Here is a 24,253-nt window from a genome sequence, read left to right as displayed (position 1 = left end):
AGTGACCTCCTTGGTTAAAGTTGGTTGTGATGAACGACTTGCGAGTTGTCCAAAACCGATGCTATCAATGAAATCATCTGTGTCTAAAGAAGTAGCGGATGCAATGATAGCTTCGCAAACTTACCGATCAAATAATGCCTGTCAAAAAGCAGAGCTTACTTTTGACTTTTGGCGATATGCTTGGATGACCAAAAAAGTTGATCTTTATCTTGCACAATATGCACCTGATTTTGCATCCGAAAACATGTCTCATGCAGCATGGAAGGCTCTCAGAGCTGAAAGGATTAATGCGCCGAAAGGTTATATTTGGATAGGCGCAGAAAACAAGACCTGGTCAAACAACGCTAAGCAATACCAGGTGACATTCAAACAAAACTATAAAAGCAATCTTTACCAAGATACAGTCATCAAAACCTTAGTGTTTGAAGATATCGGAGGCAAGTGTTTAATTACAAAAGAGTTAGTGATTAGCTCTTAAAGTTGAGATACATCAAACCATAAAACCTGTTGGGTTTTTACCCCAGTTTTACAGCCACGGTCAATAACTTTAATGCCCATGCCTTGTTTATAAAGTAAATTGATTGTCACAGGCATCTTCTGAGTCAACATAATTATGCGGTCCAAAAGACCGCTATGATACTCAAGGGTTCAATTTTCAGTTGCCGTTAGGGGGGATTTTTACACTGCCAATGACATCATAAAAACATCAATTGTCGCTTAAATCCAATTGCTCAGGTAGTACACCAATCGCTTTAGCATAGGATTTTAAGGTGCTTAGAGAAGGCTCATGCTTACCAGATTCAATTCTAGCCACGGCTGATTGAGCAATGCCCATGGCTTGCGCTACCTGTGCTTGTGTTAGTTTTTTATAGGTACGCCAAGCTTTAAAAATGGTCATTTCTTCGTCAATCATTAAAGAAACCACGGCATGGGGTACAATCGCATCACCTTGGCGAGACTTAATGCTATTCATATAGTCTTCATAAGGAATCACCACAAAAGCTGGTTGCCCACCTTGGTGAATGACTTGTACATTAGTAAGTGCGTTCATCTCGTTTTTTTACCTCCTCTACCGTAACAATATTTACGACACCGTTAACAGAATAATTAAACAAGACTCGATAATGACCTACCCGTAAACGTTAATCATAATCATGATTCTTTAGTTTTTTAACGTTGCGTGAATTTGAAAAGTCAGCCAATTCTTGTTCGACAGCATCTTTAATATGTTGTTTGATTGGCTAAACACCTATCTTCAGCAGTTGCTTAATTGCTTTAGTTGTCCAGTTTATTTCATTCATGCTTGATTATACAAAAATAATAACAATATAACATTGTGATTGCGTTAAAATTACGCATTGTTAAATACCTGTATAACATTAAACCTGAACAAACTAGTTTTCTAGGCATTGAGTATCTCTAACACTTTTGAGCCAGTTTTTAATGTCATTAAATGATTTTGGTTTGCTGAAAAAGTAGCCTTGAACAAATTCACAGCCTAATGACATTAAAATATCTCTTTGAACTTCACTTTCAACGCCTTCAGCGAAAGGCGTTAAATCCATTTTTTTAGCTAAAAACATAACAATTTCAGTGATTAATCTGGAATTCTGGGTTTCTGATATGTCATCAATAAATGCTTTATCAATTTTGATTTTATCGATGGGCAAATTAGAAAGATGTGTTAATGAAGAGTAACCTTTTCCAAAATCATCAATGGCAACTTTACATCCAATACTCTTTAAATTATTCAAAACGTCAATCCAGCTTTTTGTATCATTCATAATCACAGATTCTGTAATTTCTAACTCAATTTTTGTGGGTTCAAAAAGGGTTTTTCCTAATGAGTCCTTAACAAATTCAACAAAATTCCCTCGTTCTATTTGAACGCCTGAAACATTTATTGAGAGATATCCATTAAAAAGATTCTCATCTATGAGCGTTTGTACTTGTTGGCAAGACCGATGAAATACAAACTCACCTAAGGGAATGATTAAACGCAATTCTTCTGCGATGGGAATGAAGTCGTCTGGATTAATCAGTCCTTTTGTTGGATGATTCCATCGGATTAATGCTTCTAGTCCAACGACTTCATTCGTATTTATATTTACTTGTGGCTGATAATATACTTCGAACTGTTCCTCATTAATGGCATTCATCATCTCTCTTTCAGTTTCAAGTCGCTTAAAAATTTCCAGAGTCATATTTGGTTCGTATGTTTTATAAAAATTTTTGCCATTTCTTTTTGCATGATACATGGCTATATCTGCATTTTTGATAAGGTCGCCGGGAGTCTTACCATCATCTGGAAATTTGCTGATGCCTAAGCTGCAAGTTACTAAAAATTTTAATTCATCAATTTCAATCATTTTTTTAAATTGTAAGATTATCTTTTTCGCAAGGCTTTCTATTTGCTGATCTGTAGACACATTAAAAGCAATCAGTACAAACTCATCTCCGGCAAGGCGCCCTAAAATATCGCCTGGGTAGATAACTTCTTTTATACGCTGGCTGAAAGCCAATAAAACAGAATCTCCAACTTTATGACCATAGCTATCATTAATATTTTTAAAATTATCAATATCAAAGAAAATGACTGTAAAACCTTCTTGTTTTTTTTCAAAATCTAAAATACTGTCATTCAAATAGTGGATTAACAATTTTCGATTGGGTAATTCTGTAAGGGCATCATGATGTGATATGAAATGTAAAATCTTTTCAGATTCTATAAGTTCTTTCTCTCGGTTCTTTTGAATTGTAATATCTATTAACTGAACTAAGACATGGCTAGGTTTACAATCTTGGGAAAGAGATAATGAAGATATTGAAACTTTTAATGTTCTTTGCTTAAGATTTTTATCCAATATATTAATTTCTTGAACCGTCTTATTAGGCTTCGCTCGTGTCAATCGAATGTAACTTTGAAAATGAATCTTAAAGAAACAAAGATAATCTTCTTCGGTTAAAAAGTCTTTGAAAAGGCTAAAATCTTTTTTATGAAAATAACCAGATTGGCAGGCAAATAGAGAGTTGAATGCGTTATTCGTAAACTCAATTGAATGGTTTTTTAGATTTAGAACGTAAAAAGCGACTGAGGTTTGACTGACTATTTCATCAAGAAGCTTATGGTAAGCCTTATCAAAATCCGAATTAAGATTATTGTTGCCAAAATAAGTCATAACTTTAATAACCTTTAAATTTCTAAATGGTAATTATTTAAAAAATATATAATAGAAAACATAAAAAACCAGGAGCCTTAAAAAATTAAATTTATGTGTTAATTCAATAAGCTGTAATGAATTTTGATTATAATATAATCTTCGCATTTAAGTTTTTTAATTTTCATTAGTAAGTCATGGTCTTTTGAAATTTTGTTCGTTTGATAAGGTTTTAATGCCATGCAAAAACGATTTAATTTTATTAGCTGTATATCAAAAAGTACTTAACGGAAAGTTGTTGATGCGCCAACGGTAACTATGTAAAGCTAAGAGTTAATTGTTTGCATGAAGAAAATCACAATTGCAATTAAAGATAACCAAGATATGGTATTCGTAAGAACAGGCTTGAAAACCAGCCATCAATTTCACTAAGCAGCATTAACATATTATAATGTGAGATACTTAATCATTAAGTAGTGTAAGCATTAATTTGGAAAGGCGATGGAAGATCATAAGTCTCGTTTAGAAGGTTTTATCATAGCAGGGCTATTAGCAACTATAGTGTGGGCTCCGCTTCCATTAGGCAGTAATCGCGACTGGTCGGCGGCTTTACTGATAATTTTGATTAGTTTCCTAGCCCTGTTGTGGGGTTATCATTTATTTAGAAGCCCAGATTCAGATAAAAAACTGAAACTACCAGGTCTAGCAATGTTAGGTTTATTGTCATTGACCCAGCTATGGGTATCTATTCAATGGTTGTTTGGGTTAACAGCTAATCCTGGCGCAAGCTTTCAATATTTCATGCTAGGCATTGGTTACACATTTCTGTTTTTAATGATGATAAGTCTATTCAATACTCGTAAGAGATTAACGCTGTTGCTCGGTGTTTTAGTTGCGAGTGGCGCATTTCAAGCATTTTGGGGTGCATCCATGGTCTTGTCTGGTGTTGAGTGGTTGTTTGGTGTGCCAAAAGAACATTATCTAGGCAAAGCCACTGGAACTTTTGTAAACCGTAATCATTTGGCTGGATACTTGGAGATGACGATCGGTTTGGGTATAGGGTTGATGCTCGCTTTAAGAGATGGCAAGTCATTTCGCTGGCGCAATGTGATTGATTTGCTTCTAGGGCCGAAAACTAAACTTCGTTTAGCCTTAGTGATTATGGTCATAGGGCTGGTTATGACTCAGTCCAGAATGGGAAATGCTGGTTTTTTCGCAAGTTTATTGATTGTGGGGGCTATATTTATTCTGCTAACCAAAGAACATCGCTTGCGTAATAGTTTGTTGCTTGTGAGCTTTATCATTATCGATATGATTGTTATCAGTCAATACTTCGGATTAGAGCGTTTAAAAGACCGGCTGGTCAACACAGAAGTGAGTGTTACCCAAGAAGCTGGCGGCAAGCTCGTTTTTGATATCAATGATTTACGTGGGCTTGCCTTTACCAATTCCATCCCTATGGCCCAAGAAAAATCTTTCATCGGACACGGAGCTGGCAGTTATGAAGTGGTATTTATGGGGCATGCAGGACCAAATTTTGGCGGTCATTTTGACCATGCTCACAATGACTATATTCAATTTTGGGCAGAGTACGGCATTATTGGTAGCCTACCCTTAGTTTTATTTACGCTTATTGCACTGTATCAGGCGTTCAGGGCACTAAGCAATAAAGAATCGCATTTTAGAAGTGGTGTAGGTTTTGGAGCCGCGATGGCCATGATTGCCATCATCATTCACTCATTTTCAGACTTTAACTTACAAATTCCAGCCAATGCTATGACCTTTGTTGTCGTTGCGGCAATAGCTGTATTGGCAAATACGCACCGCAGCAGGGTAAGAAGTTCTTGAGTAGCATCGTTATTGTTAAATCAATTTTTGTTAAAATTTTTTTCAACACTCTCTTTAAGTATTATCTTCCAAACAACTAAAGCGCATACCAGGCCGCTTAAGTTTCCTGCGACATCTGCCCAGCTAAACTGGCGAGTGATTTGCACATAGTGTTGTAAAAACTCAAGGCTAGGTGCACTTAGAAACAATGCTAGCCAAACAAATTTGCGACAGCAAAATGCAAAACGGGTAATTAGGCTAAACCCCAGAAATGCAAAGACATGCATGAGTTTATCGGATTGATTAAATAAATTAGGTGGTGACTCTGGGCGTAAAATCCCATAAAGCAAAATCGTTAAACTAACCATAAAAAGCACATAGCGGATGCGAAACAAAATTTTCAATCTAAATCCTTTTGGATAAATGAATCAAGTCTTATCAAGACATTTTGGAAGTTGAAGTTAAGCATCAATAAGCGTTTTTGTGAATAAAACCTTTAAACACCGTTAAAAATACGATTTTAATATCCCACCATAATGACCAGTTTCGAATATATTGCAAATCATATTCAACACGCTTTTCCATTTTTTCAAGCGTATCCGTTTCACCTCTCCATCCATTGATTTGAGCCCAACCAGTAATCCCGGGTTTAACTTTGTGTCTAAGCATATAGTAATTAACTAGTTTACGGTATTCTTCATTGTGAGCAACGGCATGTGGGCGTGGACCAACCACTGACATGTTGCCAATTAAAACATCAAAAAATTGTGGTAGTTCATCTAGAGAAGTCTTGCGTAAAAAAGCACCTACTTTCGTGATTCGAGAATCATTTTTAGTCGCTTGAACAACGGTGTCGCTATTTTCCATAACTTTCATTGAACGAAACTTATGAACGCCGATCTTTCGCCCATCTAGACCATATCGGCATTGGCGAAAGAGTACAGGTCCTTTCGATGTCGTTTTGATAGCGATGGCAATTGCCAATAAAATAGGAGAGGTAATGACCAAGGCAAATAAACTGAAAATAATATCAAATGAACGTTTGTAAAATTCTTTACTGCCTGAGATAGGTTCTTCAAAAACACTAATTGTATCTACATTTCCTAAGTTTCCAATATTTCCATGTATCAAGGTACTTAATAAAAAGTCAGGGACCATGAAAACATTCACCGTAGAGTCACTTAATGTTTGAATAATTTTTGTAATACGGGCTTCAGCAACCAAAGGTATACAAATATAAACACTATCTAAGGTGCCATCTTGAGCTAGTTTTAGCAAATCATTTACTTTACCTTTAAGGGGGCTTAAATCACCCTCTAAACGCTCTGGTTCGCGGTCATCATAAAAGCCAATAAAATCTAACCCTAGCTCGGGATATTTCTTAATTTGCTCAAGTAAATTTCTACCGACAGGGTTAAGACCAATAATGGCCACTTTTCTTAAATTAATGCCATTTTTATATAATTTTTCTTTGGTATGTCTATAGGCAACCCGCCACATAATAAAGCCAAACAAAGATAAGACAAACCAAATCACATGCACGACGCGAGAAAAAGTTTCACTTTCTTTAAATAAAAATAAAGCAAAAGTCGCTAACAAAAACGTTAAGGTTGTGGATGCGAAAATAACCATTATTCGCTGGGCGAATTTTCCTAAACGCAGTTTGCGATAAAGTCCCATCGCCTCAGTTAAGAAAAAGAAAATGGTCAAGGTTAAAGTCAATAAAAGCAAATAATCTTTGTTGAATGCTACGCCGTATAGACCAATCGCCACAATTAGTGAAAAGACTAAAATGGTGATATCAATGATGCGAAATATCGAAGGCGCATTATTGTCAGATCGAAGTCGAGAAGTGTCTTGAATCATTGGTCACTCACTTAAACTTATTTAATAAACAAAAATAAATCTGAAAGACAGCAATGAGGGGAATATACATTGCTTTGCACAATGATTTTAGCATAGAAGTGTTTAAATGATAGATAAAAAACACATAAAATAAATTCTTTTACGAATGGCAAAAAGAGGGGGTTAGAATTTTAACTAGTTGTTATTTTTTGTGTTTTTTTGCTGAATTTTTTATGACAACAAAGCACACCTTAACATTAAGGTATGCTTTGTTTTTTTTCCCAATTCCAGGCGTGTTGAATGATGGTTTCTAGGTCAGGGTACCTAGGTTTCCACCCCAGCAGCGTTTTTGCTTGTGTCGCATCGGCCACTAAAACTGCTGGGTCACCTGCTCGGCGTTCTCCATTCTCAATCTTTAAACTAAAACCATCTGCCGCCACAACCTTAACCACCGCATCAATAACTTGCTGTACAGAGAAGCCTTGTCCGTTGCCCAAGTTATAGGCCAAAGCGCCTTTACCTTTGCCAGATTGAATAAAATCTAACGCTAAGGCATGGGCCGAACATAAATCGTTGATATGAATGTAGTCACGAATACAAGTACCGTCTGCAGTTGCGTAATCTCGCCCAAAAACAGTGATGGATTTTCTTCTACCTGAAGCGGCTTGCAAAATCAGCGGAATCAAATGAGTTTCTGGGTCGTGCAATTCGCCTATTTCGCCCTCTGGGTCTGCGCCGCAGGCATTAAAATATCTTAAGCAAACAGAATTCAAACCATAGGCAGTCGCATAATCTTTCAATAGGTGCTCAACCATCAATTTACTAGCGCCATAGGGGTTAATAGGGTTTTGCGGATGAAGTTCGTTCATTGGAGAATATTCTGGTTCACCAAAAGTCGCCGCAGTTGAAGAAAAAATAAAGTGTTTAATATTATGTCTAACCATTACATCAAGAAGATTTAAGGTATTGGAAACATTATTTCGGTAGTATTTTGATGGCAAAATCATCGACTCACCCACAAGGCTGTTTGCCGCGAAATGCATGACGCCATCAAAGTGATGTTCTGTGAAGAGGTTTTCTAGCAAGTGAATATCGGCCAAATCACCCACAACCAATTTGCCATATTTAACCGATTGTCTAAAACCCGTTGAAAGGTTATCCAAAACGATAACATCATGGTCAGATTGAGCCAACATTTTAACCATGTGAGAGCCAATATAGCCTGCACCACCAACCACTAAAAGTTTCATGGGATATCCTCTCATTAAAGATATTTAATAAATTCTTAACCGATGTTCTCGGGCTAGTAAGTGCTAGCGCTGATCTAATGTAGAGTTTTTTAAATTAGACTAACATTTTTACTAGGCTTAGATGACTCACGCTGAGTGATAACAACCCTATTTTAAACATTCACAACCACAACAATAACCTACAGCCAGGTATTTGTTATCCTAAGGGTTCAAAATTCAGAAATGCGCTTCAAACAGTTAAAGACTAAGGCTTGTGCGGCTTTATAAGACGCGGCCTCTGCATAACACCGTAATTCTGGTGCATTACCAGAGGGTCTAAAGTGAACAATGTCGTCGTTATCTAAAGTGATGCGTAAGCCATCTGTAGTGTCGATTGATTGAATGTGATGAGTCTGTAATGCAAAAAATGCCAAAGCAGCTTCCGGATTTTTTGTCCATTCTGCAATTAATCTTTGGCTTTTTTCCTTTGCAAAGTTTTGAATTCGGTCACTTGCGGTATAACGACAGGGCAGCGCATCCACCAAAACAGATAAAGGTTTTTGAGATTCGATACTTAATGCGATTAAAGCTATGACCGGCAATAAAGCATCACGGGTAGGCAAAGCCTTAAGGCTTTGATGATTAATAGTTAAGTCAGATCCCAGCAAAAACCCACCATTTGCCTCAAAACCTGCCACAGCTGTTTGATTGGCATGGATCAAATTTTCCATGTATTCAATAACATAAGGTGAGCCTATTTTGGTTCTAATAACCACCTCAAAAAGCCCCGATTTTTCAATTGCCGAATTACAACTGACCGGAACGGCTAAAGCTTTAATGCCAATATATTGTGCGCTCAACAAGCCAACAATATCACCTCTTAACCATTGACCATGCTCATCCGCAATCAACGGACGATCTCCATCACCATCGGTTGAAAATAAAAAATCTAATTGAAATTCGTTTGCCCAAACGATGCCTTGTTCAACGTCTTTTTGGCTAACCGCTTCAGTATCAATCGGCACAAATTCTTCAGACCGCCCTAAAGAAATCACTTCTGCGCCTAATTGGGTGAATAAATCAACATACAAAGCTCTTCCAGCGGAAGAATGTTCATAAATTCCCACACGTTTTCCGTGTAAGAAATCTAATGGCACCAATTTTAAGTATCTCTCTAAGTAGATATTAACGGCTTCATTTTTAATTAAAGGTAGAGCGGCATAGTCAATTGTGGGGATAACTTGTTCTGCGCTTAAAATTAAATGCTCATCCGTTTTAGAAATTTCACCATCTGGTCGGTAAAACTTAATGCCGTTTCTATCAAATGGAATGTGACTGCCCGTAATCATAATGGCCGCTTGATTATTTTGCATTGCCTTATAGGCCAATGCTGGCGTGGGTAAAACCCCGCAATATTCCACCTCTACACCAAAAGTAGCGGCGGCAGAGCAACAAGCGGCCGCAATCTGCGGGCTGCTGGGTCTTCTATCTATGCCAATGCAAACGGATTTAACCTCAAATCTGCCTTTTAATGTTGATAAAAAGGCAAGGGTAAAAGCAGCACATACTTCATTGGTAAATTGCTCAACCAGGCCACGAGCGCCACTTGTTCCAAATTCAATGCCCGAGTTTTTAATAACATTGTGGCTTAGTTTCATATCGATGAAATCTCGTAATTAATGTAAAAAATTTTGCTAAAAATTGCATAAAATCAACCAGGCCTGGTCAAAATAACAGCCATTTTAGGTATTATTTTGTTGAAGTCATGTGGCTATTAAGCGTTAAAGCTTAACGCCCATAAATATCATCCACTCGCACAATATCATCTTCACCAGTGTATTCACCCACTTGCACCTCAATCATCACCAAATCAATCTTGCCTTGATTTTCTAGGCGGTGTAGTTGGCCCATTTGAATATAAGTTGATTCATTGGGTCTAACCAAAAATACATCTTGGTCAACAGTCACCGTGGCAGTACCTGAGACCACAATCCAGTGTTCATTGCGATGAAAATGTTTTTGTAGCGACAGCTTGCTGCCTGGTTTAACCACAATGCGTTTAACCTTGTATTGCTCGGAGTCTTGTAATACTTCATAGGTTCCCCAGGGACGAAACGCTAGGCGATGAATATCGGCTAATTCTGGCGCTTGTTTTTTGATTTGAGCAACCACTGCTTTAACTTTTTGTGAACTGCCTTTTTTAGAAATTAAAATGGCATCAGAAGTATCTATAACCAATAAATCTTCTACATCCACTAAAGCAATCTGGCGCTCGCGTGCCACAATTAAATTATTGCTAGAGTCAATACAAATCGGTTCAGGTGAATCGTCTAAACGCGATAACACCGCGTTTTCAAGGCCTGGTTGTTTAACCTCATCAAATAATGCATCAAAACTCCCCAAGTCAGACCAACCCATATCACAAGGAACGACTTTTACCTTTCGTGATTTTTCCATCACCGCATAATCAATGCTGTCCTCAGGAATTGCGTTCATGGTATCAAGTTCAATACGTATCTCTAGCTTAAAACCATCTTTTGGCATAGCATTTAAGCAGGCTTGGTGCATTTCTGGCGCATAGTGTTTGAGTTCATCTAAAAACACGCCCGCTTTAAAACAGAACATGCCAGAATTCCAATAATAATTGCCTTGGTCAATGTATGATTGTGCTGTTTTAACATCGGGTTTTTCTTTAAAAGATAACACCTCGTGACCATTCGCTTCAATATACCCAAAGCCTACTTCTGGGTAAGTCGGTTTAATACCAAAGGTCACCAGATTACCTTGCTCAGCTAACGCCTTAGCCTCTAAAACAGCCGCTTCATAAGCCGCTTGGTTTTTCACTAAATGATCAGAAGTGGTCACTAACACTAAATCATCAGCATCCAACGCCATACAAGCTAAAGCAATTGCGGGCGCGGTGTTGCGCCCAACCGGTTCTAATAAGAATTGGGCATTATGCGAATGTATTTGGCTTAACTGATCAACCGCCAAAAAATACTGCTCTTTATTAGAAACAATCATCGAATGAGAGCACACGGGCTGGTTTCTTAAAACCGTATCTTGAAACAAAGAGCGGTTATTAAATAAACGCACAAACTGCTTAGGTAACATAGTACGGCTCAAAGGCCAAAGCCGTGTTCCAGAACCGCCGCATAGAATAATGTTAATCATAAGAATTTCCTTAATGTGTTTTCTTATCGCTGCATCGTGAAAAATTTTTGGTTAGAGCCAGTTTATTAAAGCGGGCAAAAAAACTTTACTAAATTTATGAACCGTTTCGTCATTTGCTAACTCATCAATCGCAACCCAAAGATATTTATTGTGCTGCTCTGTTGGTAAATTCAACAACTCCGTTGACAGCCGAATGGCATGCGTTGCATTGATGTAGTGGGTCGAAATGTTGGCACTAAAAAAGCTATCATCGTAAAAATGGTCATACAAACCTAATAAACAGGCTTGGTGTCTTTCTAATTCACAACCCAGTTCGGCTTTAGAAAGTCGTTTAAACGCATCTTCTAAAGATTCATTTTTGTAAACTCGGCCACCTGGCACAAACAAAGCACCTTTAGCGGGAGCATTTAAGCGTTCGCCAACCAAAATTTGATTTTTATCATTGACCACCACCAAATCAATGGCAAACAGCGGTGCATTTTGCACTACTTGTTTAAAGGCTTTTAAAGGTAGCAGATTACTTTCGGTAGTCATCTTGATGCGCTAAAAACCATTCGTAGGTTGCGGCTAATCCGTCTTCTAAACTGGTTTTAGCTTTCCAGCCTAAACGCGCTAAGCGTGATACATCCATTAACTTTCTTGGCGCACCATCGGGTTTTGTTGCATCAAATTCAATCTTACCCTTATAGCCCGTCACTTTAGCCACGGTTTCTACCAATTCACGAATTGTACAATCCACTCCGGTGCCCACATTAATATGAGATAACATGGGCGAGGTTTCTTGTTGATAGGTTTGATTATCTAGGTTCATTACAAAAATAGAGGCTTCGGCCATATCATCTACATGCAAAAACTCACGCATGGGCTTGCCCGAACCCCAAGCCATAACAACAGGGTCATTATTGAGTTTCGCTTCATGAAAACGTCTTAATAACGCAGGAATCACATGCGAGTTTTCTGGGTGAAAGTTATCGTTTTCACCATACAAATTGGTTGGCATCACACTGCGATAATCACGCCCGTATTGACGATTATAACTTTCACATAACTTAATCCCGGCAATCTTAGCAATCGCATAAGGTTCATTGGTGCATTCTAATTCGCCTGTTAATAGGGCATCTTCTTTCATTGGTTGCGGTGCTAGCTTTGGGTAAATACAAGAAGAGCCTAAAAACAATAGTTGTTGTACATTGTTTAGATGCGCGGCATGGATAATATTGGCTTCAATCATCAGGTTTTCATAAATGAATTCTGCAGGGTATTCATTATTGGCATGAATACCGCCCACTTTAGCCGCCGCTAAATAGACTTGGTCAATATTGTTTTTGGCAAAAAAGGCATTGACCGCATATTGATTGATTAAATCCAATTCAGAACGGGTGGCGGTAATAACCTTGTTATGGCTGTCTTGTTCTAATTGACGAACAATCGCCGAACCTACCATGCCTCTGTGGCCTGCTACAAAAATATTTTTCATTTGTTTAAACTCGTTTTATTCGTAATGGGACCAAAGGCGCAGAACTTTAATCATATTCTGCTCTTCAAAAACTTGGTATACGATGCGGTGTTGTATATTAATTCGTCTAGAATAAGCACCGGTTAAATCCCCAACAAGTTTTTCAAAACGGGGTGGATTCTCATACGGGTTTTTTTCAAAAATACTCATCAATGTTTGCGCCTTTGGCTTTAAACCTCTAGCAGATAGTTTTTTAGCGTCTTTTTGTGCTTGTTTGGTGTAGACCAAAGTCCAAGTCATATTGCTTACCAATCAAGTTCTTTGCTGCATTCATCAAGAGGGGTTTGCATGCCTTCAACAATCGATTCTCGCATGCCTTTAATATTCAAAAGCGTTAACGTATCGTTAATGGCGCTCCAGTCATCTTCTGAAATTAAAATAGCATTACCTGTTTTACCGGTAATGGTTACCGGCTCATGAGATTCATTCACCTGAGCTATTAAGCCGTAAAGGTTTGAGCGTGCCTCGGTAGAGTTTAATGTTGTCATAATTCAAATCACCTAATACAGATTGAAGTTATCGTACGTTATTGCGTTTGGACGAGCAAATGTATCATAACTATAATCAATCTAAATACAACTCATGTAATCTGTACATCCACTTTGTCATTCTAAACGCCACTCTTGTCATTCTGAACGAAGTGAAGAATCTCCCAAGGCTAAACGCTATGCCGAATTAGATTGTCACTTCGCTGCGTTCCTCACAATGGTCGTGGTGCTAGGTTTCTCTGGATAAAACCGCAAGATGCTTGAATATAAAATTACTCCACAGAAACCGGAACATCGTGCCCGTGTTCTTTCAGCAATGCATGGCGTTGTGCGATTTTTAAATCTACTGCTACCATTTCTGCACACATTTCTTGTACGGTAATTTCGGGTGTCCAGCCGAGTTTGGCTTTGGCTTTTGATGGATCACCCAATAAAGTTTCTACTTCGGCAGGGCGGAAGTATCTTGGGTCGATTTTTACAATCACATCACCCACTTTTAAGGCAGGGGCTTTATCGCCTTCAATAGCGGTAATGGTTCCAATTTCATGAATACCTTCACCGGTAAACTCTAAAGTAATGCCTAACTCTTCAGCAGACCAAGCGATAAACTGACGAACCGAGTATTGCACACCCGTTGCGATAACAAAGTCTTCGGCTTTATCTTGTTGCAACATCATCCACTGCATACGCACATAGTCTTTGGCATGTCCCCAGTCACGTAACGCATCGATATTACCCATATATAAACATTGTTCTAATCCTTGGGCAATATTCGCTAAACCACGCGTTATTTTACGGGTAACAAAGGTTTCACCACGGCGAGGTGATTCGTGGTTAAACAAAATGCCGTTACAGGCATACATGCCATAAGACTCACGGTAGTTAACCACAATCCAATAAGCATACATTTTGGCAACAGCATAAGGTGATCTAGGGTAAAAAGGCGTGGTTTCTTTTTGTGGAATCTCTTGGACCTTACCGTACAACTCAGAGGTAGAGGCCTGGTAGAATTTGGTTTTCTTTTCTAAGCCTAATAAACGAATCGCTTCTAATAATCGTAAAGTTCCCATACCATCTACATCGGCGGTATATTCAGGTGATTCAAACGAAACCGCAACATGAGATTGTGCGCCTAGGTTATACACTTCATCCGGTTGTACTTCTTGCAAAATACGCGTTAGATTAGATGAATCGGTTAAATCACCATAATGCAGAATAAAATTTTTATTATCCACATGCGGGTCTTGGTAAATATGGTCAACACGCTGAGTGTTAAATGAAGAAGCTCGGCGTTTAATACCGTGAACTTCATACCCTTTTTCTAATAAGAATTCGGCTAAATAGGAACCATCTTGGCCAGTAACACCGGTAATAAGCGCTTTTTTCTTCATTTTATTCACCTTGCTAAAAGTTTTAATTCTGTTTCTAAGTTGGACATAATTGAATTATATTCTAAGTTATTTTCAGCATAGGTTCTAGCGTTTATTCCTAATTCATTGCGTAATTTTGGATTGTTGGCCAGGGTTTTAATAGCGGCACTAAACGCTTCACTGTCGGCAGGTGCAACTACCATGCCTTTACCCTCAACCACACAAGCGACTTGGGTGCCTTGCTGTGCAGTGGCCACAACGGGGCGACCAGACGATAAAATGCCCGTGAGTTTAGACGGCATAACCAAATCGGCTGCCCCGGCTTGTTGAGGTAATAAGTGAATATCTGCTAGGTTTAAAAATTCATTTAAGCGTTCAAAAGGCTGTAAGGGTAACCAAAGAATATTATCTAAACCTTTTGCTAAAGTTTGCAAACGATCTAAGGCCGCCCCTGAGCCACACATGATAAATTGAATATTGTCATTCGCTAGGTTTTTAGCTGCTTCAATCACAATCTCCAATCCTTGTTTTTCACCCATGTTGCCAGAATACAAAACCACAGGTTTATCTAATGGAATATTGAGTTCAGAACGATATTCAGAGACAGTGCTTAAAGGATGGATAAAGCTGGTATCTACCCAGTTAGGAAAAAACAATTGTTTGTCTTTGGCAATGTCTTTTTCATCCAGCTTTTTAAGCATCGCCTCAGAAATGGTTGAGACCTTATCAAAACGACGCATTAAAAAACGTTCAACCCCGTAGATAAAACGTTTTAACCAATTGGCTTTTACAATACCTAATTCAAAAGCTGCATCCACTTCAAAATCTTGAATATGTAAGATTGATTTAGCACCCGATAATTTGCTCGTTAAAATAGCGCCAAAACTATTAAACAAAGGCGGTTCAACACAAATGATTACGTCTGCGCGCCAAAAAATATGGCGTAAAACAACAGGCAAACTGGTTAACGCAAAAGAGGCTAAATGTAACAAACGTTTTAAGCCGCTTGGTTTAGCAGGCACCCAAATAGGGCAGCGGTAAACCGTTAGGTTTTCAGAAGATTGTTTTTGATATTTCCACGCAGAATAATCCTCACTCACTTTCCATTCAGGGTAATAAGGTGGAGCACAAATCACCCGCACATCATGCCCATGTTTCGCTAACCATTCAGTCATTTCACCAGAGTATTTACCAATACCGGTAAGTTCTGGTGAATAGTTAGTGGAGATTAAAAGGATTTTCATCAGATTATCCTTTATTAGCTGTTTTAGTTGGTGGTTTTAAACCCCATTGGTCTTCAACTAAATCCTGTGCCGCTTCTTTTTTGTTGCTTGCGTGTTTAATTATTTCTTCTGCTTCAAACATTTTTGAATCGACTAAAAAGCGATACCAAAAACCTTGCAGAATATTCCACATAAATCCTCTTCGCCCATCTAAAAAACCTAAACGAATGAAGTAACGGTATAAAAAGTAGATAAAAGGGCGTACAAATAGAGGAATGTTGGCATAGACTTTTTCTTTTAACCAGCGTTTAAACATAGCTTGTTCACCATCACTTTCATCACGTTCGTCAAATGGTGTGAAATGATATTTATGGTTTAGTAAGTCAGCCGCTTCTCTAGTTGCGTAGTGATTATGTTTATTGGTCCACCAAGTCAGATCGTTGAGATTATCATCCACTAAATCATGTTCAAAACGAGTACTTTCACCTTGAGAAAGTAATATGTGTTCATCCATCCAACGGTTTTCACAACGACCATGCCCATTACGCCATAAGCGTAAAACCCACATTGGGTAGGTACCACTTCGTTTCATCCACTGACCTAAAAAGAAAATACGTCTACGCATATAAATACCACTGACAGAATCGACCAGGCCTGGTAGTTTATTTACAATTTCTTCAGCGAGTTCTGGTGTGATGTATTCATCAGCATCTAAACGCATAATCCAATCGCTCTCAATATTTGCATTATCTAAACCCCAGTTGAACTGATGGGCATAATTATTAAGCCATTTGTTTTGCAAGACTAACGCACCTTTTTCTTTGGCAATTTCAACGGTTCTATCAGTAGAGAAAGAATCGATAACGACGACTTGGCTTGCAAAAGAAGCAACTGAATCAATACAGCGTGCAAGATGTTTTTCTTCGTTAAAGGTTAAAATTTGAACTGTGATTTTTGGCTTCATAACGTCATCCAATCTTATCTATTTCTTAAAGCCGCCCGATAAACAGCATGTTGTAACTAAATTAAAGGTTATATTTTTTCCATTGCTTTTACATTTGACTTTATGTGCTCTGGTGAAAACATCGAACAAACTGGTGTACTATTTTGGCTTGAAATGTATCGTGATAAAGCCAAAGCGATTTCTTGTGCAGGCAGCCCAAAATCTTTAAGTTCATTGTCTTTTTCCAATAAAGTATTCAAAAAAAATAAGTCGCCTCCTTGGAATGGGGGCGTTGTTAGTTCCCTAGGGTATGTGATTTTAAACGTTGGTCGGATAATGGCGCCGTTACCAATTTTTGCACCAAAAAAACGTAATAAAAAATTACGCCACTGGAACATAAATTGATGTGAAAGACCAAATAAGGTACTTTGAACAAACCACCAAATTTGTACGGTTAAAGCACTACGGCTTCTAAAATTATCAGGGCAATTCATTTTTTTCTAAATCTCGGGTAACTTTCGTTTTGGTAAGTGGTTAGATAAAAAAACAAAGATAATGCAAAAAAGACGCTATTGAAAGATGATACTGAAAGACCATTTATTAAAGCGACGCCAATAACAATCAATATTAATCTATTATTATGACCAGCTAATCTTAATGTTTTATAAACCAATAAAATAACCAAAATATAAACTACCAATCCGTGATCATACAAGGTTCTCAAGTGGTAAGAGTGGAAAACTACGGAATAACAACTGTTTGCGTCTTTATAGCTAAATAATTTTTCGTAATAAACCAACGATGAGCAGGATTGATTAGATAGTTCAGTTAGCCTTTCTGCACCAAATAATAAATTTACCCAATTGAAAGCAGTGTATTCACTTAGAAATACATTTAGGAATAAAAAACGATCGATATTTTCTAGTGAAAGAGCTCCCCTTGTAAGGAATACATAATAAACAGCGCTTAGTAAAAATATACTAAAAACAATTATTGATAAAATTCTGATAAGCGTTAAACGCTGAATTAATAAAACGGGTATTGCGAAAGCAAGAGCTAAAATTGCAGACTTTGAACCAGACATGATAAAAATGAGTGAAAGAACTATAAAGCTTGTTATTTTAAAGCCATGAATATGGTATGAGAGTACACCAAGCAATAACAAAAACATTAGTTCAAAATTGTTTTCAATGAATACACTTGGTCTATGAGAGAAGCCACCGAGTAATGATATTGAATACTTAACAAAAAATACAAACAACAATAGATTAAATAGGTTTTTTATAAACCTACTATCAAAGTATTGTTTGTGTAGAAATAGAAAACCTATTAATAAGTAGAAGAAAAGTTTATATGCAACAAGAAAATCTAAAAAATATGTATCTGTTAATAGTAGTGCATAGATTAAAGAAAAAGTGATATAAATTGCGAGAACTGTAATGTAGGGTATTGCTACTTTTTGTACTTCCAAGGCCGAGAAGGCTGCCAAAACAATAAGAAAAAGCTCAAAATATTTTGAAGTGTTTAACGCTGTATTGATGGACAAAAAACTGTAAATAGCTAAAGTTATAAATAGAAGCAAAACTGCTTTTGCAAGAAAATTCATATCATTATATGGGGAGTGAAGCATTATTGTGTTCTCAGAACATGATACATGTCCAGTGTTTTATCTATACCTTTGGACTTTACTTGTAGTCCAAACTCATCAACCTTTACATCGACAAGTAATCTGTACCAACAGCTTTGCATGAAATGAAACACAAACACTTTTGAACCATCTAAAAAACCTAATTTAAAAACATAACGGTATACAAAATATAAAAATGCTCTTAAACCCGTTGGTATTTTTGAGTATACTTTTCCTTTTAACAACCGTTTCTTTTTTGCCTGTGGGACATTAGTTTCTAGAAGTGCATCATCACTTTCGAATAGGCCATATTTTATATTCATAAGGTCAAGCATTTCTCTTGTTTCATAGGCGTTATGATTGTTTACCCACCAGGTAATATCATTTAAGTTATCGTCTACCAAATCATTTTTAAATTGCACAATTTGACCTTTAGATAAGACGATATTTTCATCCATCCAACGCTGTTCTATCCGGCCTATACCATTGCGCCATATTCTGAGTAATATGTGCGGGTAAAAGCCGCCATATTTAATCCATTTACCTTTACAGAAGACTTTACGTTTTAAGTAGATGCCTGTAATTTCATCATCTAACGTATTTAGGCTATCATTGATTTCATTAGATAGCTCCGGCTCAAGATACTCGTCGTCATCCATTCGCATGACCCATTCCGTTACTATAGGGCAATTATCTAAGCCCCATTCAAATTGGTTGGCATAGTTTACCCATTTGTTTTGGTAAACTTTTGCACCTAAAGCTTCTGCCAGTTCGACTGTTTTGTCAGTAGAGAAAGAATCCACAATAAATACTTGTTCAACAACCTCTTTTAAAGAATTTAAACAACGCTCTATGTGCTGTTCTTCGTTAAAAGTTAAAATAACAACGGAAATTTTTTTCATTTCATAGACAACTTAATTTTAGTATAGAAATACCTTGTTTTTAAAAGAAAGAATTTAATTCGACCTTTCCAAAAAGCAGGGCTTTTATAAATGTTAATGCTTTCTTTGAAGCTGTAGTTGATGACGCCTTTATCAATCATCATTTTTATTAAGCGTAAATCTTCTATATCTTTATCTTCATTTCTTTTCTTTTTCTGGGATTGAATAACATGTAAGGCTAATACTTTTACGTCATCATAGTAGAAAAAATTTCGTGGATCATTTATTAGTGAATCTTTAGGTAGCGGGTGGTAAGTAAGTTCAGAGTTATGGTCACCAATTTCTTTGTACCCTGTATCAATTTCATTTTGACCGTTATGAATAAAGTCGAGATCTCTTGGTTCTCTTATGGCATAAGCGGCAAGTACGCTACTGCCATCAAGGCAGAAGTCTTGATTTTTATGGTTGTTTGTTTTTAAAAACGATTTGTAATTAGATAATAGCTCTCTGAACCATGTAAAATCACGTAGGCCTGCGTTGTTTAACCAATGTATACCATTGTCATTAAATAATAGGTTTGCAAGTTTAACTGTTTCTTCTTTATTGTCAGTCATATGAATAGAGTGTTTGCCTTCACCATAAATAGCTCTAATTTTATCTTTAAGTTCAATCAAATCTTGTGATGTTTCATATAAATAGATTTGTACTGGCCCTTCTTTATTAAAGCACCAACTAGATTTATTTTGCGCGCCTTGAAAACCGTCTGCATAGTTGCCTAACCAAGCTTCTTCTGAATAAGCTTCTTTTACTAACAATAGGGAGCCATTCCGTGTTAAGTGGATTGTTTTGTTATAAACAATAGAACCATTACTAGAGAGTAATTCTTTAAGCGCTTGATTGTTTTCTTGGCCTGCCGTAGGCCATACAATCGCGAGATAAATTTCTTTTTTGTAAGTAATGTATTCATTGGCCATTGCATCAAGATAAACCGTTGCCAGACCTCTATCTTTAAAAAACTGATAATTGAGGTTTAATGAGTCTAGTCCTGTATCCACATAAACAACATCTTTACCTGTGTAGATGCTAGAGGCTATTCTATGTGCGCCATCCAATATGGTTTTATCTTTAGCAGTGGGTACAATATTTTCTTGATTAAAACCACTGTCTTTTATTGAGTTAAACACTTCAATAAAAGCTTTTATAAATTGTTCTTCTCCAATTTTATTAGAACCGTCAGCTTCGTAAAGTCCATTCATTGCTTTTTGATGTTCAATATAAACTTCTCTACCAAAACCATTTGGAAAACCATTTTCATAAAACCTTAAAAAAAGGAGTTTTGCAGCTAAATCAAATCTATTAGAACTTAATAGTTCCTTAGCATCAGCTGAAATTTGTATATAGTCTTTTTCGTCCATTTGATTTTTTAAGTTTGAGTTTAAATTTAGTTCAAGCTTGCAGATTTTCATTAAAAAGCCCTAGTTTTTTTGCATATATTAATGCGCTTAAGATTAGTATAAGTTGTGCTGCAGTCATTCCAAACAATGCACCGTTCAAACCAAAAGTGATTTCTAATGGGTAGGCAAAAACTAGTGAGAATAGTGAAGAAATTAAATAACCTAGAAACCAAGGTTTTGTTTGTTCTAAGACTCTAAGATAAGTGCGTAATCCCGTCATTAGTACTAATGACGTTGTCATAAACGCAAACCATACTAGGACAAAAGAAAACTCTGTAAATTCGTTGCCATAAACTAAATCGATAATAAAGTCTGAATACAATAAAGTTAATGGTATTAAAGCCAGTGCTGGTGCAAACAGATATAAGGTGGATTTTACTAAGTAAACTTTTAATTTATTTATACCACCAGCCTTATAAATTTTTGCAGCTGTGCGAGGTATATAGTTTTCGGCGGCTAACAAAATTACATTGATTAATTGTGCAATATTTTGCCCAATTCTTATTGCGCCAACAGCAATTGGAGATAATATGACCGCGGCCAGTATCATGAAAAAGTTAACTGAAAACCATTGTAGTACACCTGATGGAATAAGCCATTTAGCCGTTTTTAAATGTTTTTTGCTTGAATAGATCAAAGCTTTTTTGCCAAATAATGTTTTTAGTTTATTAAAGCCAAATAGACTGCCAATAAAATAAGAGAGAGCCAAAATGTAAAAGGTGTCTTCTAGAGTTAGTGAGTTGCCTAGGTATATAAATATGGCTATGAATACAAAACGCGAGAGGTAGCTAGTTATAGTGGACAAAAAAACCAGGTACTGATTACTATCAACAAAAAATAATCTTCTTAAGTAATCCTGCATATGGTAGCTAAGCATTGCTAAAAATGCAGGTAGTAACAGATTGGAATCAAAAGTTATAAACAATGACAGTAATTGAAATAACGTTATGAAAAGAATTGAAGCTACTGCTATAAATATTAATTGGAGTGAGTTTAAGCCACCCCTATATGTCTTGTTATTTAAAATCAGAGGGTTTATTGACATCATTGGAAAGATGATCGAAGCCTGGTGTATGCTGTTGATAAACAAAACTATTAGCCAAATTGTTGCAAATATACCAAATGCTTCTATACCAAGAAGTCTTGCCAGTACAATTGCAAGCAAGAAATTTGAAAAGCTTATTGTTGCTTGTTCTAACAGTACAAGTTTTTTCATTGTTTGTTCTTATTTATACCTAGTATATAAACGGGGAAAGCACCATTTATGACTTTTAATTTTGAATGGGATTGTAAAGGCTCAGAACGACTGTTGGCAAAGATACTATTTTCCATTAAGATTACTTTGTTCATCTTATGAAATAACTCCCGCTTTTGATGCGCCACGAAATTCAATTTTGCTTTGGTCTTTGAACTGTTATAGCAAACGCTCTAGTGTTAGTTTTGCTGGGCATGTTTCACTGTAGCCATTTAGCCGTCGCCGTAATACTCGTATTCAAAAGTCATTGTTGTGTAGTTTTGAATTACTTTTCGAATACTATGGAAGACACTACCGTATTTTTCTACTTTTAAGCAGGTCTATTTTTTCGGGCACAATATCGAGTGCAACCACTTCATGATGTTTGGCTAATAGAACAGCTAAAGATAAACCTACATATCCGGTTCCAGCGACTGCGATTTTCATTAGAAATACCTTATAAATATTTTTACTTTATTTTACACATTAAGTGGGTTAAGGCAAATAAATTATCTTTAAATTATGAGTGAATTGACATTAATATTGGTGATTAGTGTTTCAATTATTTTTAAAATTTTGTGTAGACGCTAAATCATATTGAGCCGTATTGGGTTAGTGGTTTGTGCTACATGGTTAGGCTGCGTTTGCCTGTTTAGGTTCTCTAATTAAATTTTGATAGTATTAGCGTCAATACAAGGTATGAGTAGGGTGTCAATGTTTCTTAAGACGAAAGAACAAGGGACATTATCTATCTTGTTAAGTTATATTTTTATTTACAGAGTTCAAAGGTATTTGCTTTGATGGCTTTGGCGTAAAAACAGCTAATGTCTAACATTTTGTAGGCTTGTAAAAGTGGCTTTAAGTCTTGGCTATTTTTTTTGCTAAGACCTGCTTCGGTGATAATGTTTTTAAGGACTTTAGTTTTGGTGGGGTTATCAAGGTTTTTCCAGGCTTGAACACCTAAGATGGTTATTCTTGAGCTAACTTCTGGGTTTTGGTTGGCAGTTTGTTCGGCCATGCTAAATGCATTATAAAATTCTTGATCATACTCTGACAGTTCGATTTTTATAGAGACTAAATTTAACCAAGCGGCAGGCCATAGTGGGGTGATTTTGGTTTGCGATCTGTAGCCTTGTAAGGCAAGCGCACGATTGCTTTGACTGATTGAGTCTCCAAACGGCTCGGCGTAGGTTTTCCATTGGTAAATTTTGGCGGCTTGTTCTTCTAAAAAAGCGTCTTTGACTGGGGCATTGTTAATGGCCTTTTGACTGGCTTGATTTGCGTTTAACCAGGCTTGCTCAGTTGGGATAAAGACAATTTCTTTCTGGGTGCTGGCTTTATTTTGCCAGTCTTTTAAAAATAAGTTGGCTTGTATGGCATAAAGGCTAGATATAAACATGTGTACGCTGATAAAAATGACCAGGCCTGCTATTAAAATTAAGCTGATGGATTTTGCTTTTGTGTTGATGCTTATTTTCATGTTTGTCATTTTAATGACTTGCCTTATTTTGGGGACAATTAAAAATCAGTGCCATTTGTTGATTGCAATTTCCATTGGGTTGTCTAAAACGAGTTTTTTGGCTCGGGTTTCACCTATGAGTTGAGTAACTTTTTGCAAGCTTTCTTGGATAACAGGTGGGCGATAGCTAAGGTTATGGGCATCGGTCGCTAGGATGGTAACCTTGTCTTCTAGGAGCAGTATTTCGGCAGTTTTTTGTGGTTTTTGGCCAAAATTACCGGTTATAGCCCCGGCCGTTATCTGGGTTAAGCAACCTTGGTCTAGAAAGGTTCGGAGCCTGTTGGGGTTGTCTATGATCGCTTGATTGCGCTCTGGATGGGCAATCATGGGGATTATGTTTTGTGCTATTAGCCATTGAGTGAGTTTTTCACTGCCTATAGGTATCATGTTGCTTGGAAACTCGATCAGTAAAACTTGTTGGTTATTCCAGGTGCCTAAGAAAGGTAGAGTATTGAGTTTGATTGCTGACAGTATTTCGGGGCCAATTCTTACTTCTGCAGCAGCAGAGACAATTAAGTTTAGGTTATGTTGTACTAGGGCTTCTTTAAAACTATTGAGAGCAGTGGCGATGGATGCGAGGGTGTTGTCATAGCGCCCAGGATGAATGTGTGGTGTGCAAACCATGTGGGTGATGCCTTGCGAGATGGCAATCTTGGCAAGTTCTAGTGAGGTATTGATGTCTGGGGATCCGTCATCAATACCTGGCAAAAGATGGTTGTGGAGGTCATACATAATTAATCAGTCAATCAGTTAATCAGTCTGATG

Annotated in this window: 23 protein-coding genes and 1 pseudogene; 2 read left to right on the top strand and 22 right to left on the bottom strand. The window is 37.1% G+C overall.

The genetic code is table 11. The annotated features are described in order from the left end of the window. The first annotated feature begins 79 nt into the window (after positions 1-79). Positions 80-478 (top strand): L,D-transpeptidase Cds6 family protein, encoded by a 399-nt coding sequence (locus THMIRH_RS11450; protein ID WP_173292220.1) that lies wholly within the window; start codon positions 80-82, stop codon positions 476-478. 228 nt (positions 479-706) lie between these two features. Here the strand turns inward: THMIRH_RS11450 and THMIRH_RS11445 are convergent, their stop codons facing one another. Together THMIRH_RS11445 and THMIRH_RS11440 are read right to left on the bottom strand one after the other, a co-directional pair. After that, a complete protein-coding gene (locus THMIRH_RS11445; RefSeq protein WP_173292219.1) occupies positions 707-1,051 on the bottom strand; it encodes a helix-turn-helix domain-containing protein in 345 nt (114 codons plus the stop codon). A gap of 343 nt (positions 1,052-1,394) precedes the next feature. Next, on the bottom strand, positions 1,395-3,179 hold the full coding sequence (locus THMIRH_RS11440; protein ID WP_173292218.1) for an EAL domain-containing protein: 1,785 nt from the start codon (positions 3,177-3,179) through the stop codon (positions 1,395-1,397). Between the two features lie 480 nt (positions 3,180-3,659). On the opposite strand from THMIRH_RS11440, the gene THMIRH_RS11435 reads away from it, so the two are divergent. Further along, on the top strand, positions 3,660-5,006 hold the full coding sequence (locus THMIRH_RS11435; protein ID WP_173292217.1) for an O-antigen ligase family protein: 1,347 nt from the start codon (positions 3,660-3,662) through the stop codon (positions 5,004-5,006). Positions 5,007-5,026: 20 nt separating this feature from the next. Here THMIRH_RS11435 and THMIRH_RS11430 read toward each other — a convergent pair whose 3' ends face one another. The 20 genes and pseudogenes from THMIRH_RS11430 to THMIRH_RS11335 form a co-directional block, all read right to left on the bottom strand. Continuing rightward, the gene (locus THMIRH_RS11430; protein WP_173292216.1) at positions 5,027-5,389 is read right to left on the bottom strand and encodes a VanZ family protein; all 363 of its coding nucleotides are present in this window, start codon (positions 5,387-5,389) and stop codon (positions 5,027-5,029) included. Positions 5,390-5,453: 64 nt separating this feature from the next. Beyond that, the gene (locus tag THMIRH_RS11425) at positions 5,454-6,851 is read right to left on the bottom strand and encodes an undecaprenyl-phosphate glucose phosphotransferase (RefSeq protein ID WP_173292215.1); all 1,398 of its coding nucleotides are present in this window, start codon (positions 6,849-6,851) and stop codon (positions 5,454-5,456) included. Positions 6,852-7,087: 236 nt separating this feature from the next. After that, positions 7,088-8,080 (bottom strand): UDP-glucose 4-epimerase GalE, encoded by a 993-nt coding sequence (gene galE / locus THMIRH_RS11420; protein WP_173292214.1) that lies wholly within the window; start codon positions 8,078-8,080, stop codon positions 7,088-7,090. 209 nt (positions 8,081-8,289) lie between these two features. Further along, positions 8,290-9,717, bottom strand: a complete 1,428-nt coding sequence (locus THMIRH_RS11415; protein ID WP_173292213.1) for a phosphomannomutase — start codon at positions 9,715-9,717, stop codon at positions 8,290-8,292. A gap of 130 nt (positions 9,718-9,847) precedes the next feature. Continuing rightward, on the bottom strand, positions 9,848-11,233 hold the full coding sequence (locus tag THMIRH_RS11410) for a mannose-1-phosphate guanylyltransferase/mannose-6-phosphate isomerase (RefSeq protein WP_173292212.1): 1,386 nt from the start codon (positions 11,231-11,233) through the stop codon (positions 9,848-9,850). 51 nt (positions 11,234-11,284) lie between these two features. Beyond that, entirely contained in the window at positions 11,285-11,767 is a 483-nt protein-coding gene (locus tag THMIRH_RS11405; protein WP_173292211.1) for a GDP-mannose mannosyl hydrolase, read from the bottom strand. Further along, positions 11,751-12,710: a GDP-L-fucose synthase gene (gene fcl / locus THMIRH_RS11400; protein WP_173292210.1), complete on the bottom strand. Its 960-nt coding sequence runs from the start codon at positions 12,708-12,710 to the stop codon at positions 11,751-11,753. Before fcl ends, THMIRH_RS11405 begins: the two co-directional genes overlap by 17 nt. Positions 12,711-12,725: 15 nt before the next feature. Beyond that, entirely contained in the window at positions 12,726-12,989 is a 264-nt protein-coding gene (locus THMIRH_RS11395) for a Txe/YoeB family addiction module toxin (protein WP_173292209.1), read from the bottom strand. Positions 12,990-12,994: 5 nt separating this feature from the next. Further along, the gene (locus tag THMIRH_RS11390) at positions 12,995-13,237 is read right to left on the bottom strand and encodes a type II toxin-antitoxin system Phd/YefM family antitoxin (RefSeq protein WP_173292208.1); all 243 of its coding nucleotides are present in this window, start codon (positions 13,235-13,237) and stop codon (positions 12,995-12,997) included. Positions 13,238-13,509: 272 nt separating this feature from the next. Beyond that, a complete protein-coding gene (gene gmd / locus THMIRH_RS11385) occupies positions 13,510-14,628 on the bottom strand; it encodes a GDP-mannose 4,6-dehydratase (RefSeq protein ID WP_173292207.1) in 1,119 nt (372 codons plus the stop codon). 5 nt (positions 14,629-14,633) lie between these two features. Further along, complete coding sequence (locus THMIRH_RS11380) at positions 14,634-15,851, bottom strand: glycosyltransferase WbuB (protein ID WP_173292206.1); 1,218 nt, start codon at positions 15,849-15,851, stop codon at positions 14,634-14,636. A gap of 4 nt (positions 15,852-15,855) precedes the next feature. Next, positions 15,856-16,794, bottom strand: a complete 939-nt coding sequence (locus THMIRH_RS11375; RefSeq protein WP_173292205.1) for a glycosyltransferase family 2 protein — start codon at positions 16,792-16,794, stop codon at positions 15,856-15,858. A gap of 68 nt (positions 16,795-16,862) precedes the next feature. After that, entirely contained in the window at positions 16,863-17,267 is a 405-nt protein-coding gene (locus THMIRH_RS12150; RefSeq protein ID WP_173292204.1) for an LbetaH domain-containing protein, read from the bottom strand. After that, positions 17,264-18,403, bottom strand: coding sequence for a hypothetical protein (locus THMIRH_RS11365; protein WP_173292203.1), 1,140 nt, complete (start codon positions 18,401-18,403; stop codon positions 17,264-17,266). The genes THMIRH_RS12150 and THMIRH_RS11365 overlap by 4 nt, the downstream gene beginning before the upstream one ends. Continuing rightward, a complete protein-coding gene (locus THMIRH_RS11360; protein WP_173292202.1) occupies positions 18,403-19,302 on the bottom strand; it encodes a glycosyltransferase family 2 protein in 900 nt (299 codons plus the stop codon). The genes THMIRH_RS11365 and THMIRH_RS11360 overlap by 1 nt, the downstream gene beginning before the upstream one ends. Beyond that, on the bottom strand, positions 19,299-20,747 hold the full coding sequence (locus tag THMIRH_RS11355) for a hypothetical protein (RefSeq protein ID WP_173292201.1): 1,449 nt from the start codon (positions 20,745-20,747) through the stop codon (positions 19,299-19,301). Before THMIRH_RS11355 ends, THMIRH_RS11360 begins: the two co-directional genes overlap by 4 nt. Then, positions 20,728-21,951, bottom strand: a complete 1,224-nt coding sequence (locus THMIRH_RS11350; protein ID WP_173292200.1) for an MATE family efflux transporter — start codon at positions 21,949-21,951, stop codon at positions 20,728-20,730. The genes THMIRH_RS11355 and THMIRH_RS11350 overlap by 20 nt, the downstream gene beginning before the upstream one ends. 339 nt (positions 21,952-22,290) lie before the next feature. Beyond that, positions 22,291-22,416 (bottom strand): annotated as a pseudogene (locus THMIRH_RS11345) (UDP-glucose 6-dehydrogenase); the annotation flags it as partial. Positions 22,417-22,738: 322 nt separating this feature from the next. Continuing rightward, a complete protein-coding gene (locus THMIRH_RS11340) occupies positions 22,739-23,458 on the bottom strand; it encodes a hypothetical protein (RefSeq protein WP_173292199.1) in 720 nt (239 codons plus the stop codon). 36 nt (positions 23,459-23,494) lie between these two features. Beyond that, entirely contained in the window at positions 23,495-24,220 is a 726-nt protein-coding gene (locus tag THMIRH_RS11335; protein ID WP_173292198.1) for a tyrosine-protein phosphatase, read from the bottom strand. Between the last annotated feature and the right edge of the window lie 33 nt (positions 24,221-24,253).

Origin of the sequence: Thiosulfativibrio zosterae (genome assembly GCF_011398155.1) — a bacterium.
Classification (GTDB): Bacteria; Pseudomonadota; Gammaproteobacteria; order Thiomicrospirales; family Thiomicrospiraceae; genus Thiosulfativibrio; species Thiosulfativibrio zosterae.
Note: the sequence above shows the minus strand (reverse complement) of the source record. Positions and strands in the feature narration are given on the sequence as shown.